This is a genomic window from Nocardia higoensis, from assembly GCF_015477835.1.
Classification (GTDB): Bacteria; Actinomycetota; Actinomycetes; order Mycobacteriales; family Mycobacteriaceae; genus Nocardia; species Nocardia higoensis_A.
In genome coordinates this window covers 1003709-1018186 of record NZ_JADLQN010000001.1, presented here as the reverse complement: position 1 = coordinate 1018186, position 14478 = coordinate 1003709, and the positions used below count along the sequence as shown (strand labels likewise).

Here is a 14478-nt window from a genome sequence, read left to right as displayed (position 1 = left end):
CATCGTGACCGACCCCTCTTCGACCGAATCCATCTCGCCGGCCACGCGATTGAAGTATCACGCCGACGACGAGAACGAGATCCACGACCTGGCGAGCTTCGAGGACGCGGGCCGCAACGCGGTCACCCCCGTCGCCCGCTTCGCCCCCGAGATCGCCGCAGCCGTCGTCGATGCCTTCGCCCGGATCGTGCGCGCGGCCAAGACCAGCCCCGCCGCGACGACCCCCGACCCCGATGGGGTGATCCGCTCCCAGGTCTTCGAAGAAGGTGACGTCTACATGGTCGAAAAGCCCTTCGACGGCTTCTTCGCCGACCGCTACCTGATGGACTTCCACGACACCGCCGAACGCGGCAGCTGCTCCCGCATGCACCTGCACACCGGCCTTCGATTCGTCCGCATGATGACCGGCCCCGACACCCATATCCGCGTCGGCAGCCTCTCCCCCTTCGTGGTCACCGACGTCGCCGGCGTCACCCCTTTCCAGCCCGAGCAGTTCACCGACGAACTCCCCGACACCCCACCCGGCGTCCACCGCACCCGCTACAACCTTCTCGTCCCCCCGTGCTCGTTCGTCGACATGCAGATCCCGCGCGGAGTCAGCCACCAGTTCAACGCCATCGGTCCGAACGCGGTCATCGACTCGGTCCATCCCGAGGAATCCATCGAGGTCTTCCGGGAGAAGATGTCGGGATACCGCATGATGGCCCAGACCGTGTTCCTCGCCCCTGACCTTCCCGCAGCCCAGACCTGCACCGACCTGGGACCGCGTGCGTGAACCATCCCCCGGTGCCCTACGCCCTGGTCACGGCTCGGTCGACGGTCTCGGTGGGCCTGTTCGCTGCCAGCAGACCGAACCCGCGGCATGTGCCTGGCATGCGACCGCGGCCCCCGCAAAGATGAACAGCATGACCGATACCAACGACTGGAACACCGGCATCATCGAGGAATTCCGTGCCAACGAGGGCCGGGTCGGCGGACCGTTCGAAGGGGCGCCGATGGTCCTGGTGCACCACCGCGGCCGCAAGACCGGACGCGAACGGCTGACCCCGCTGGTCTATCTGCCCGACGAGCACGACCCCGACCTCATCTACGTCTTCGCCAGCAAGGCGGGCGCCCCCACCCACCCCGACTGGTACCACAACCTGGTCACCGCCGGCCGCACCGAGATCGAACGCGGCACCGAACGCTACCGGGTCACTGTTACCGAGATCACCGGACCCGAGCGCGACCGTCTCTTCGCCGAACAAGTCCGGCGCATGCCGGGATTCGGCGACTACGCCACCAGAACCGAAGGTGTCCGCACCATTCCGGTCATCGCCCTGCGCCGCGCCTGAAACCCGGCGCCGATCCCCGGGAAGGGTGGCCTTTCGGCCCAGCTCCCGGGGACCTCCGGCAGCCGTGCGCCCACCCTCGCGATTCCTAATCTGAGATGAACACCACAGCCGTCGGTTAGGGAGCGCCTCTCATGGTCGGACAGCGCAACAGTGAGCAGGACCGGCACACCGCCCCCGTCGTCGTCGGCGTCGACGACTCGGCGGCAAGCGATCTGGCGGTGCGCTGGGCGGCCGAAGTCGCCCTGGCCCGCCGCAGGCGCCTGCACCTGGTCCACGCGCTGGACTCGGCCGCCACCCGCGCGATCTACGCCCCCTGCGAGCGGCTGATCCCCTCGGTCACCACCGAACTGCGCGCGCAGGGCGTCGAATATCTCGCCGCGGCACGACAACTCGCCGTCGAAACCGCCCCCGGACTCACCGTCGACACCGAATTCGTCGAAGGCTCGCCCGCCGAAGTACTCACCGACCGCTCCGCGTCCGCCATGTGCACCGTCATCGGCACCGGTAACGCCGGAGTGCTCGGCTACCTCGGCTCGACGGTGTCCGCGGTCGTCGCGTACGGCCGCGGCGCCGTCGTCGTGGTGCGGGCCCCGGGCGGGGAACTCCACGTCCGGCGCACCGGTCCGGTCGTCGTCGGCATCGACGGTGGCGGCGAACACAATCAGGCCGCCATCGGCGCCGCCTTCGCCGAAGCCGCCGAACGCCGCGCCACCCTCATCGCCGTGCACTGCTGGAGCGACCTGCGTTTCGAACAGCTCACCGGTCTGCCCGACACCATCGACGACCAGAAGATCGAAACCGCCTCCCGCGACCTGCTCGCCGAACAGTTGGCCGGCTGGGACGAGAAATACCCGCAGGTGCGAGTCGCTCGCAAAGCGTATCTGTCCGGCCCGCGCCACCACCTCATCGAATGGTCCAAACCGGCGCAACTGGTGGTCGTGGGCAGCCGCGGCCGCGGCGGGTTCCGGCGGCTCCTGCTCGGCTCCACCAGCAATGCGCTCGTCCAGCAAGCACACTGCCCGGTCATGGTCGTACACCCGGGTTCGGGAGCGCCGCAGTGAAAGCCGTGCGCGCGTCCACCTCGTCGGTCGAGACGGTCTCCAGGTCTCGGCCGACGACCCGGCGACGTCGACCGGCTCGCCGCTGCGTGGCCTGATCGACAGCCGATCCGCACCGGCTTCGCGATACGCGGCGATCGTCCACACCTCTTGCCGGATCCGAACCCGATGTGAGATCAGGACAATCGAGGTGCCTCACCGGCGAGCATGTCGGTGACCGCCCGCCTCGGCGTGCGCGGCAACGGATCATCGGTGTCCGGTGCCCACCCGATGCGCAGACATGCCTGCGGATGCGCCGCCCCGTTGAGCACTCCGCGGCGGATGCGCTCACGCTGCGCGTGCACCTCCAGCGGCTCGGTCAGCGGGCACGTCGCCAACCCGATATTGGTGGCGGTCAGCAACACCGAACTCAGCGCCTCCCCCGCCTGCAGTCGCGCCGATCGGTCATCGGAGAGCGTGCCCAGCACCAGCACATCGGCGTGATCGGCCTCCGCGGCGGCCTCGGGCAGCCGCGGGGAGCCGAACCGGCGCGCGGGCAGGTCGTCGATGGCGCGCGGCGCGGGCGTGTTTCGGGCGGGCACCCCATCGTCGCTGCTGTAGCGACCCGACCACAGCGCCAGCTCCCAGCGGTAGTCGGGATCTTCGGCATGACGTTCGGCGGCGGCCCGCGCCGCGGCGACCAAGCGGTCCCGCGCTCGGTCGTCGACCAGGCGCACGAGCGCGCCCAGCGCGCCCGCCCGCTCGGTCAGCAATCCCAGGTAGCCCGGCGGCAGCGGCACCGCCTTGTAGTGCCGCCGGTCGGTGCGCCGCCGCGGGATCATCGCGCTCATCTCCACGTCCTGTGTGGTCGCCCGATGCGTGACCAGCCGGATCGAGGCCAGATGATCGGGATCGCGCGGATCGGGCATCCGGGTCACCACCGTCGCCCACCCCATCGCCGCGAACGCGACCGTGAGGTGGTGCAGCGCCGCCCCGCAACTGATCACCACATCACGCAGGTCCGGATCGGTATGCGGCAACGAGCGCTCGGTGTCGAGGAACAAGTGGATCCCGCGCCGGTCCGTACGCCACCGCCACGGCTGGATGTTGTGCACCGACGGCGCACGCCCGGCCAACGCGAGCGCCGTGGCGATCGTCGTGTCGTCGGGCTGTCCGCGCAGCATGATCCGTCCTTCGTGCAGAGTTCCCGCCACCGTCGCATCGGCGGTGATCTACCGGTAAGGGCATCATGTCCCCGGTGTCGGGGACTTCGGTTGCCGGATCACCCGGACCTCCGATATCGCTTCATGAGGCCGGATCGACCTGCGTAGGCTGAGCACATAGAGACAGAAGGGACTCAGGCGATGGTCAAGGTGTTTCTGGTGGACGATCACGCCATTGTGCGGCGTGGCGTCGCCGACCTCATCGACGCCGAAGCCGACATGGAAGTGATCGGTGAGGCCGCCGACGCGGCGCAGGCGCTCGCGCGCATCCCCGCGCTCGACCCGGACGTGGCGGTGCTGGACGTGCGTCTACCCGACGGCAACGGCATCGAGCTGTGCCGGGAACTGCTCTCCCACGGCGGCAAACTGAAGTGCCTGATCCTGACCTCCTTCACCGACGAACAGGCCATGCTGGACGCGATCCTCGCCGGCGCCAGCGGCTACGTCGTCAAGGACATCGGCACCACCGACCTCGTCGACGCCGTGCGCGCGATCGGCGCGGGCAAATCCCTGCTCGACAACCGCGCCGCGGCCGCCCTGATGGCCAAGCTCCGCGCCGAAGCCGAGGCCGACACCGGCCCGCTGTCCACCCTCACCGAACAGGAACGCACGCTGTTGTCCCTGCTCGGTGAGGGGCTGACCAACCGGCAGATCGCGGGACGAATGTTCCTGGCCGAGAAGACCGTCAAGAACTACGTCTCGCGCCTGCTGACCAAACTCGGTGTGGAGCGGCGCACCCAGGCCGCGGTGCTGGCTGCCAAACTCGAACAACCCACGCGCAAACCGTGATCCGGCGATCGGCGTCCGGTCACCGCCGGATCGGTAGCCCAGGGCGGAAGTGAGAGGATGCAGGACATGCAAGGCTCCTCGCCGCACCCGGGCGATCGACCACCGGTGATCGAGACCCTGGCCCAGTCCCGGCTGCGTGAACTCCTCACCGAAGTGCAGGACAGGATCACCGAGATCGTCGGGGTCCGCGACCAGATGGACCGCCTCATCGAGGCGATGCTCGTGGTCACCTCCGGCCTGGACCTGGACAACACGCTGCGCACCATCGTGCACACCGCCATCGAGCTCGTCGACGCCAAATACGGCGCGCTCGGTGTGCGCGAGAGCCATCCCGACGCCAAGGAACTCGCCGAATTCGTCTACGAAGGCATCGACGACCGCACCCGTGTGCGCATCGGCGACCTCCCCCGCGGACACGGCGTGCTCGGTCTGCTCATCGCCGACCCGCGTCCGCTCCGCCTGGCCGACATGTCCACCCACCCCTCCTCGGTCGGTTTCCCTCCCCATCATCCGCCGATGCGCACCTTTCTGGGTGTCCCGGTCCAGGTCGGCGGCGAGGTGTTCGGCAACCTGTATCTGACCGAGAAATCCGGTGGTCAGGAATTCACCGAGGACGACGAGGTGGTGGTCCAAGCGCTGGCCGCCGCGGCCGGTATCGCGATCGCCAACGCCCGCCTCTACGAGGAATCGCGCATCCGTCAGTTGTGGCTGGAAGCCACCCAGGAAGTCGCCACCGAATTGCTGGCGGGCGGCGAACCCAGCGACGTGTTCACCGTCATCACCGAGCGCGCCCTGACGCTGACCCGCTCCGCATGCGCCTTCCTGGCTCTGCCCGAAGACCCCGACATGCCGGGGGAGGAAGTCGACGAACTCGTCGTCGTCGCGGCGGCCGGAACCGACGCCAAGGCCCTCACCGGTCGCAGGCTGCCCGTGGACGAATCCGAGACCGGCATCGCCTTCCGCGACGGCAGCCCGCTGGCCGTCGACCCCGCCGACACCCTCGCGTCCGCGCCCTCTGTCGAATACGGTCCGGTGCTCACCCTCCCGCTGCGGGTGGGCAACTCCGTCGTCGGGTTGCTCACCACCATCCGCCCCCAAGGCATGTCCCCGGTGGACGCCGCGGGCCAGGCCATGATGAGCGCCTTCGCCGACCAGGCCGCCCTCGCCCTGCAGATGGCCTCCACCCAGCGCCGGATGCGTGAACTCGACGTCGTCTCCGAACGCGACCGCATCGCCCGCGATCTGCACGATCATGTCATCCAACGTCTCTTCGCGGTCGGGCTGTCATTGCAGAGCACCGTCTCGCGCGCACGCTCCCCGGAGATCAAGTCGCGGCTGATGGACACCGTCAACGACGTGCAGTCCATCGTCCAGGACATCCGTCACTCCATCTTCGACCTGCACTCGAGCACCGCCACCGAAACCCCGGCGTTGCGCAAACGCCTGCACGCCGTCGTGGCCGAGATGACCGAGAACACCGAGTTGCGCACCAGCATGCGCATGTCCGGGCCGGTGTCGGTGCTCGCGCCGTCGATGTTCGACGACGTGGAGGCGATACTGCGGGAAGCGGTCAGCAATGTCGTCCGCCACGCCCGGGCCACCGCGCTGTCGGTGCGGCTGACCATCCGCGACGACGTCGAACTCGAGGTCACCGACAACGGCGTCGGTCTGCCCGACCGTCTCGAGCGCCACAGCGGCCTGGCCAATATGGCCGCCCGCGCCGAGAAAGCCGGCGGCAAGTTCAGCGCCGAACGCGCCCCCGAGGGCGGCACCGTCATCCGCTGGTCGGTGCCTCTTCCCTGATCACCGTGCGCCCTTTTTGATCACATCGCGCCTCGCGCGGTCAGCCGCAGCGCCGGCCCGGCCACCAGTTCGATCCCGCTGACCAGGGTCGGCTCGATAGCCACCACCTCGTCGGCGGCACTGTTCACCCACGGCCGCAGCCGATGCCGGTACTCCTCGAGCAGCCTCGCGTCGGTGACCGGCCGCGCCGCGCCGGTGATCACCACCGACCAACCCAGCCTGCGCACCGGATCGATCTCGTCGGCCTCGTAGGCGACCACCACCGACCGCGCCGACCGCACCGAATTCGACAATCCGGTGTTCAGGCCCGTGCGGACGATGATCAGCCGCCTGTCCACCAGATGGTTCACCGGCCGCACCGCGGGCAACGCGTCGCGGGTGAAGACGATGCGCCCGAACGGCACGCTCGCCAACCGCCGCATGGCCTCGGCGCGGCTGAGCTCGACGGTGCCGCGCGGCGCATCGCCGAACTCGGGATCGCACTCGGGCTGACTCACGGATCTGCCCCGCTTTCTGGTGTCTCTGGTGGCTTCGAACTCCATGGCACCACCCGTGGCCACACCCGGCACAGTGCCGAAGGTCATCACCTCCGGCACCCCTGGACACCGTGGTCAGGGCACGAAACGAAGCCGGAGCATCATGTCGTGATCCTCGTGATCGAGGATGTGGCAGTGCCACACATAGCCGCGCAGATCCTTGCTGTGGTCCACCCCGTTGTGCACCTCGCGCCGCCCGCCACCACCCGATCCGTACCCCCCGCCCGCCGCGGGGTTCAGCGGCGTGAACGACGCGTCCGGATCGAAACCGAGCTCATCGGCGGTCGGAATGCGCACCAGGATGCGGGTGACCGTGCCGCCGTCGACCCGCACGATGTCCTTCCATCCCCGCTCCCACGGCGCCGCGGGCACCGGCGGCCCCGCCAGAAACCCCTCCGCCGACGGATTCCATCGGATGCCGATGGGTGGCTGAATGTTCGCGGCCTGATAGTCCAGGGTGCGCAACGGCGTGCGATCCAGGATGCGGAACGTCACCAGATGAATGTGGATCGGATGGGGATCGGGGGTGATATTGATGAAATTCCACTGCTCGACCGTGCCCTGGCGTGGCATCTCGATGTCGGGATCGGAGTAGCGCAGATTGTTCAACGTCATGATCGCCGGCGGCACTCGCAGCTCGTAGGGCTGACTCAGGGTGATGTCGCGAACCACCGTCGGCGTCTCCACCCCCGGTAACACCGCCAACTGCCCACGCTCACCCCGCAGCCGCTCCGGCACCGCTCCGGTGAACCCGCGCCGCTCCTCGACGGTGAACCGGCAGAACACCGGCATCGCGACCTGCCCGAGCAGCCGCGCTTGGAACACCGGCTCCTCGTCGTTGCGCAACTCGACGCTTTCCCCCGGCGCCAGTCCCGAGAAATCGACCAGCAGATCGATCCGCTCCCCGGCCGCCAGCCGGAAGTTCTGCACCGGCACCGGCGCGTCGAGCAGCCCGTGCTCGGTGCCGATCACCCAGAACCGCATCCGATTGCTGAAGAACAGATTCCAGGTGCTGAACTGCGCGGCATTGATCGTGCGGAACCGATAGAGCCCCCGCGCGACCGGCATCCGCGGCCACAGCTTGCCGTTCACCACCCCGGCGTCGCCCGCGCCGCCGCCCTCCCACCGTCCCTCCGGCACCATCGACGTCGTACGGATGTTCTGCTGTCCGTCGGGCCGAAAGATCTTCTCCTGCAACACCAACGGCATCTCGAACTCCCCCGAGGGCAGCCCGAGCGTGTTGTCCGACTCCCCCGTGTCGAACTCGTCGCGCAGCAACATCATCCCCGCCAGGCCCGCGTACACATTGGTGCGGGTGATGCCCATCGGATGATCGTGATACCAGAGCATCCCGGCCTCTTGGCGCAGCGGATACCGGTGGTCGATGCTCTGCCCCGGCATCACCGTGTTCTCCGGATGCCCGTCACTGTCGGGCGGCGTCACACCCCCGTGCAGATGCAGCGACGTCGGCGGCGCGGTCCGCCAGCTCTCCTGTACCCCGTGGATGCTGGTGTCCAGATCCGCCGCGAACGGATGCGATTCGATCGTGTTGCTGAACCGCACATGCAACGGCTCGTCCCGATGATGCTCGATCGTGGGCCCCAGATACGACTGCCCGCTGTAGCCGAACGCCGGCGCCTCCGGCAGGTCCCGATGGAACTTGTGCGTCGTCGTCGAGGCGTCGATCTCCAGCCGCGACCCCCGCACCACCGGAATCCGCGGCAGTTCGTCGACGAACTTCTCCACCGCCGGCGAATGGAACAACAGCGGATTCTCCACCTCGATCGGCTCCGCCCCCGCCGATCTCGTCAGCCCGCCCAGCGCCCCCGCGGCCGCGACCACGCCTGCCCCACGCAGCACATCCCGGCGCCCGATCGCCCTGTCCATCGTGTCAGCCCTCCGTACCTCCGGCCACTCTGCCGACGGCTGACCATACCATTTAGTATGGTGACGGTACGGCGCGTCCACAGTGGCGTCCGGCTTGCCGACGACGTGCAGACCGCAGGCATGCACACACCACCTCGCGACACACGCCGCGGCCGGTAGCGGCACCCTTGATCCACGAGGAATCCGGTGACGCTACCGGCCGACGGCGCTCGAATCGGTCAGGCCCGCAACCGCTCCCGAATGGCCTCGATGATGCGGGGCCTCAGCTCGGCGGCGCGGATCACCGCGTCGACGGAGCCGACCTCGACAGCGCGCTGGATGTTGTGGATGCCGTCGAATTCAGCGGCAACCTCACCGAGCTTCTCCGCACGCACCGAGGAACGCAGCTCGTCCAATTCCGCGATCAGAGCCGCCCGATCGGTCCCCGTGGCATCCGTTGCCCGGGCTTCCAGATCCCGGACACGCGGATCGGCGGCGGTGCGGGCGTTCACATCACCGGCGAACACCGCGGCCGCGGCGGGCGCGCCGCCCAGCACGGAGGCGAAAGAACCCTCCAGGGCCAGCACGGTCATATTCGGATTCAGCGCCTTCGAGAACACCACGAACGCGCCTCCGTGGTACCGGGAGATCACGCAGAACACGATCGGCCCGTCGAAATTGACGATCGCCCGGCCGATTTCCGCGCCGTACTCCAGCTGCAGTTTGCGCATCGACTCCGGGGAACCGTCGAAGCCGGACAGATTGGCCAGCACCACCAGCGGACGATTGCCGCTGGCGGCGTTGATGGCCCGAGCGGCCTTCTTCGACGACCGCGGGAACAACGTGCCCGCGGTGTAGGTGTCGGGCCCGTCGGTGGGCGGGAACCCGTGCCGCGCCACCCCCTGGGACTCGATGCCGAGCAGACACACCGGCATCCCGCCCAGGTGAACATCCTGCACCACGGCGGTGTCGGCGTCGGCCATCCCCGCCCAGCGTTCGAGCACCTCGTGATCCTGGTCGCTGACCGCCCGCATCACGGTGCGAATGTCGAAGGGCTTCTTGCGATCCGGGTTCGCGGTAGCCGAGAAGATCTCCCCGACGGTGGCGAAATCACTACCCGCCAGCGCATGCGGAAAATCGGAGATGTCGCGGTCGACCGGGTCGCTGGTCTGCGATGGGCGCGGGGACGACTCGCCGGGAACCACATAGGTGTGGTCGTAGTGCGCCATCAGGATGTCGCGCGCGCCGAGCAGATTCGGCGCCCAGTACTGGGCCTGCCCATTCGGGCCCATCACCCGGTCGTAGCCGCCGATGCCGAAGTTGTCCTCGGCGGACACGCCACCGGAGAAGTCCAGCGCCTGCTTGCCGGTGAGCACCATCGCCGAATCCGGTGTCATCACCAGGATGCCCTTGGTGTGCATGAGCATGGTGGCTTCGGCGTTCCAATACGGCTGAGCGCCGACGTTGATGCCCGCGACCACGATGTTGATCTCACCGCCGGCCTGAGTGAATTCGACGATCCGCTTCAGCGCGGCCGCCACCCAGTCCATGTTCTCCGTGCCGGACTCCATCGAGATCCGAGCGCCCGAGGACAGCGCGTACCACTCCAGCGGCACCGCGAGACGTTCGGCCAGATCCAGTGCCGCGATGACCCGCGAGCACTCCGGCTCCGACAGCGCGCCCAGCGACTTCGTCGGATCACCCAACAACACGACGCGAGTGATGCCTTCGGGATGCTTCGAGGTGACGGTGCTGATGACGCCCGCGACGATCGCGGCGCTGTTGCGGCCCTTGGGCCGGTCCACCGGGACCAGTGCGCCGTCGGCGTCGAGATCGTGCTCGACGAAGGTGCCGAGCAATCCGGTCAGCTCGTACGGATAGACCGCGTTGCGACGGGCGGCGCGCAGCACCTTCTGACGGTAGGCGTCCAGCGGTTCGATCGGTTCGTCGGAAGGCTCACCGAAGGTCACCACGGTGCCGCCCGCGGCGTCGAAGTCGATCCGGATGGCGACCTTGTTCAGCTCACCGGTGTCGGCGTCGCGTTCACGGGCGATGATCTCGATCTCCTCGAGCCCGGCGCCCACAGTCGCCGGCAGCACGTGACGTCCGATCGTCTCGAGTTCGGCACGGGTGACATCCAGCGGCGGCCAGACATACATCACGATGCGATTGGTGTCGAGCTGCTCGGCCGGGGGGCGCTGTGAGCGTGCCCGGCGGATCGAGTCCAGACAGGCGGCGATGGTGCCCTCGGCGGTCGGCAGCGCCAGCAGTCGCCCGTCCTGTTCACGCAGCGCGGTGAGATCGCGGACCTGGGCGAAGGCGATGAGCCGTTCGTCGGCCCGGTTGTCCTTCGCCACACAGCGGAACAGATAGATCTCGTCGTCGGAGGCGGGCACACGGGTGAGATCGAACTTGCGCAACCGCTCCAACCGCATCCGCTGCGCGATGTAGGGGTGCAGGCCCCGGATCAGCCGTTCCTCGGTCAGGCCGGTGGCCGACTGGCGGAAGGTGAAGTGGTGGTGCATGACCGCGCCGGCGCTGCCCGCCACCGTCGCGGTGACCCGGTGGACCTGTGGGGGCAGCGGCTGGGCATCGAGTGCCGCGGCCAGCGCCTCGGCCATCGCGTCGAAATCGGCGGGCTGATTCTCCCAGCTGATGTAGATGTCGGCGTCGATCGAGAGCGCGTCGCCGGTGAGTTCGCCCAGTCCGGCCACCGCCGCGCCGAAGGCGTCGAAACGCACCGCTGTCGACACCACGCTGCCACCCTCACGGTCGGCGATCAGGTAGCGGCAGCCGTCGACATCGTGGGTGCGCACGCCGGTGAGGCCCTTGTTGCCGTAGTAGCGGCGCGTCAGCACCTCCAGCATGACGATGTTGTCGCCGTGTCCGCGTTCCAGCCGCTGGCCGAGCAGTCGCACCAACGGCTCGGTGCTGCGCACCATCTCGGCGATCCGCTCGCCGCGGTCGGGCGCGTCCGGATGGGTGTCGAGGTAGCGCAGCGCGCGCCGGACGTCGGTGTACACGTGAGCACGGTTGCGACGCAGCAGCGGCTGACCGTACCAGGCGTAGACCAGACCACGGGCGAGGTCGGCGACGACCGGGAAACGCACCTGGGCAGCGGCCACCAGCCGCTCCAGCGCCAGCCCCACCGGCTCGCGCAGCGCGCGGTCGGGCATCGGCTCACGCAGCCATTCCCGCAGCAGCGCGGTGACGACCGCGACCGTGTCGGTGCGCTGCTGGGCGAGGAAGATCCGGAAGACCGCGGCTTCGAGATCGGGCGTGCGGTCCAGTTCGGAGACACCGTAATGGCCGAGCGCCCTGGAGAGTTCGAGTCTGAACGACTCCGGCAGTCCGGCGCGCTCGACGTCCAGACTCTGCAAGTAGGTGTGGAAGTGTTCGCGCGCACTGTGCACATGGCCGCGTCCGCCCTCGCCCGACGGGCGGTTGCGGCTCAACTCGGCGAGATCGGTGAACACCTCGATGAGTTCGAGTTCGTCGGCCAGCGGCCGGCGATCGTCGGCGACGGCGATGCGGCGGGCTTCGAGGTAGTCCGCCAGCACACGATGATCGTCGTGCGGATCGACGTCGTAGCCCAGCAGCAATCCACGCAGATCCTCCCACCGGCGAGTGATGGTGGAGTGGGTCAGCGCGTCCGCGACCGGGAGGTCCAGCTCCACCGCGGCGGCGGGAGCCTCGTCCGCAGCCGAGTCGTCGGCGACGGGCTCGAGACGCAGCAGCGGCGCACCGGTCTCCACCTGGGTACCGACCGAGACCGCGCACTCTTTCAGTCGCGCCTTGAACGGTGCGCGCAGCACCGTTTCCATCTTCATGCTCTCCAGCACCAGCACCGGCGCGCCGGCCTCGATCTCGTCGCCCACCTGCACCGGGGTGGCGACCACCAGCGCGGGGGCGGGCGAACGAACCACACCGCCCTCGTCGCGACTCACCCGATGGGTGACACCGTCGACATCGACCACATGGATCGGTCCGTGCGTGCCCGCGGTGACCCGGAACGGGGTGCCGTTGACCACGATCTGCCCGGAGTGACGGTCGTAACGGACGAGATCGACATCGGCCGTGCGGATCTGCTCACCCGCTTCGATGCCGATGCGGAACCGGTGCGCGCCGGTGCGGGCCACCCGCACGCGGTAGCCGATACCGCGCAGTTTGAGATCCAGCGGACGTCCCGCCTGATGCTGCACCAGCGGACGGCCACCGGCGGCGGTGGACAGCAGCCGATCCCGCTCGGCCTGCTCTTCGTCCTCGTAGGCGTCGATGGCCGCGGCGGCCAGCGCGACAGCGGAGTTGCGGTGCGAGACCAGCCTGCCCTCAGCGCGTACCCGGTCGATCCAGCCGGTGTCGGCGGAGGCATCGATCACTTCGGGCTGATCCAGCAGTTCGAGGACGAAGCTCTTGTTCGTGGCGCCGCCCTCGATGATGACGCGGGTCTGCGCGACGGCGCGGCGCAACCGGCCCAGCGCCTCGGAGCGGTCCCGGCCGTAGGCGATGATCTTGGCGATCATCGAGTCGAAGTCGGCGGGAATGGTGTCGCCTTCGCTGACGCCGGTATCGACCCGGATACCCGGTCCGGCGGGCAGATCCAGGCGCGCGATGCGGCCCGGCGCGGGCGCGAAGTCGCGGTCGGGATCTTCGGCGTTCAGACGTGCCTCGATGGCGTGCCCGCGTTCGGCGGGCGGCTCGCCCTCGAGCCGCTGCCCGGCGGCCACCGCGATCTGCGCGCGCACCAGATCGAATCCGGTGGTGATCTCGGTGATGGGATGTTCGACCTGCAGGCGGGTGTTGACCTCGAGGAAGGCGAACAGTTCCTCGCCGGGGTGGTACAGGAATTCCACGGTCGCCGCGCCGCGGTAGCCGACCGCCACCGCGAGACGTTCGGCCGACGCCTTCAGTTCGGCGACTTGTTCGGGGCGCAGCACCGGCGACGCCGACTCCTCGATGACCTTCTGATTGCGCCGCTGCACCGAGCAGTCACGCACACCCAGCGCCCACGCGGTGCCCTGACCGTCGGCGATCACCTGGACCTCGACATGGCGAGCACCGGTGACGAGGCGTTCCAGGAACACCACACCGCTGCCGAAAGCGCGGGCGGCTTCCTGACGGGTGCGCTCGTAGGCGTCGACCAGTTCGGACTCTTCGGTGATGACCCGGATGCCGCGGCCACCGCCGCCGGCGGTGGCCTTCAGCATGAGCGGGTAACCGATGTCGCCGGCGGCGGCGATGGCGGCCTCGACGGTATCGACCGCGCCTCGGCTCCAGGGCGCGACCGGGACACCGACCTCTTCGGCGATCAGCTTCGCGCCGATCTTGTCGCCCAGTTTGCGCATCGCCTCGGCGTCGGGACCGATGAAGGTCACGCCGATCTGGTCGCAGAGTTCGGCGAACGCGGGATCTTCGGCCACGAAGCCCCAGCCGACCCACGCGGCGTCGGCCTCCGTGGAGACCAGCGCGCGTTCGAGCGCCTTCAGATCGAGGTAGGGGCGAGCCGCGGCGGGCCCCAGGTCGTAGGTGATGTCGGCCTCACGCACGAAGGTCGCGTTACGGTCGACATCGGTGTGGAAAGCGACGGTCTGGATCGGCTGCCCCGTCTCGGCGGCCAGGTCTCGGACCGCATGGATGAGGCGCATGGCGGCCTCTCCTCGGTTCACAATGGCGATACGCTCGAACACTCGCCCGTTCCTTCCTCTCCGAAAGTTTTGGCCCGGTCGACGGGCAAGAAAAGCGGCTACTACTTCTTTTCGCATACTCTGCCGCTATTTGCACCAACGGTCGGCGGCTACTCCGCCGTATTGTTCCCCGGTGGGCGAGAAAACGATGGTGAAGCCCCCGAAGTGAGCATCGACGTTTGCCGCGGAGGCGACGTCCGGAGAGC

The 14478-nt window shown here is 68.6% G+C and carries 9 protein-coding genes; 5 read left to right on the top strand and 4 right to left on the bottom strand.

The window, feature by feature from the left end; genetic code table 11:
* Window positions 1-4: 4 nt before the first annotated feature.
* The 3 genes from IU449_RS04665 (at window position 5) to IU449_RS04655 (ending at window position 2395) form a co-directional block, all read left to right on the top strand.
* Window positions 5-775 carry a hypothetical protein gene (locus IU449_RS04665; protein ID WP_324188093.1) on the top strand — a complete coding sequence of 257 codons (771 nt, stop codon included), beginning with the start codon at window positions 5-7 and terminating at the stop codon, window positions 773-775.
* Window positions 776-905: 130 nt separating this feature from the next.
* Window positions 906-1334 carry a nitroreductase/quinone reductase family protein gene (locus tag IU449_RS04660; RefSeq protein WP_195000694.1) on the top strand — a complete coding sequence of 143 codons (429 nt, stop codon included), beginning with the start codon at window positions 906-908 and terminating at the stop codon, window positions 1332-1334.
* A 131-nt stretch (window positions 1335-1465) separates the two neighbouring features.
* A complete protein-coding gene (locus tag IU449_RS04655; RefSeq protein ID WP_195000693.1) occupies window positions 1466-2395 on the top strand; it encodes a universal stress protein in 930 nt (309 codons plus the stop codon).
* Window positions 2396-2568: 173 nt separating this feature from the next.
* Here IU449_RS04655 and IU449_RS04650 read toward each other — a convergent pair whose 3' ends face one another.
* Window positions 2569-3555, bottom strand: a complete 987-nt coding sequence (locus tag IU449_RS04650; RefSeq protein ID WP_195000692.1) for an Acg family FMN-binding oxidoreductase — start codon at window positions 3553-3555, stop codon at window positions 2569-2571.
* Between the two features lie 180 nt (window positions 3556-3735).
* Here IU449_RS04650 and IU449_RS04645 point away from each other — a divergent pair, with 180 nt between their 5' ends.
* The gene (locus tag IU449_RS04645) at window positions 3736-4383 is read left to right on the top strand and encodes a response regulator (protein WP_195000691.1); all 648 of its coding nucleotides are present in this window, start codon (window positions 3736-3738) and stop codon (window positions 4381-4383) included.
* A gap of 66 nt (window positions 4384-4449) precedes the next feature.
* A complete protein-coding gene (locus IU449_RS04640; protein WP_416382098.1) occupies window positions 4450-6186 on the top strand; it encodes a GAF domain-containing protein in 1737 nt (578 codons plus the stop codon).
* Window positions 6187-6206: 20 nt separating this feature from the next.
* On the opposite strand, the gene IU449_RS04635 is transcribed toward IU449_RS04640, so the two are convergent.
* From IU449_RS04635 to IU449_RS04625, 3 genes are all read right to left on the bottom strand, one after another.
* On the bottom strand, window positions 6207-6608 hold the full coding sequence (locus IU449_RS04635) for a pyridoxamine 5'-phosphate oxidase family protein (RefSeq protein WP_228804132.1): 402 nt from the start codon (window positions 6606-6608) through the stop codon (window positions 6207-6209).
* Window positions 6609-6797: 189 nt separating this feature from the next.
* Entirely contained in the window at window positions 6798-8609 is a 1812-nt protein-coding gene (locus IU449_RS04630; protein ID WP_195000689.1) for a multicopper oxidase family protein, read from the bottom strand.
* Window positions 8610-8827: 218 nt separating this feature from the next.
* Complete coding sequence (locus IU449_RS04625; RefSeq protein WP_195000688.1) at window positions 8828-14275, bottom strand: carboxyl transferase domain-containing protein; 5448 nt, start codon at window positions 14273-14275, stop codon at window positions 8828-8830.
* Between the last annotated feature and the right edge of the window lie 203 nt (window positions 14276-14478).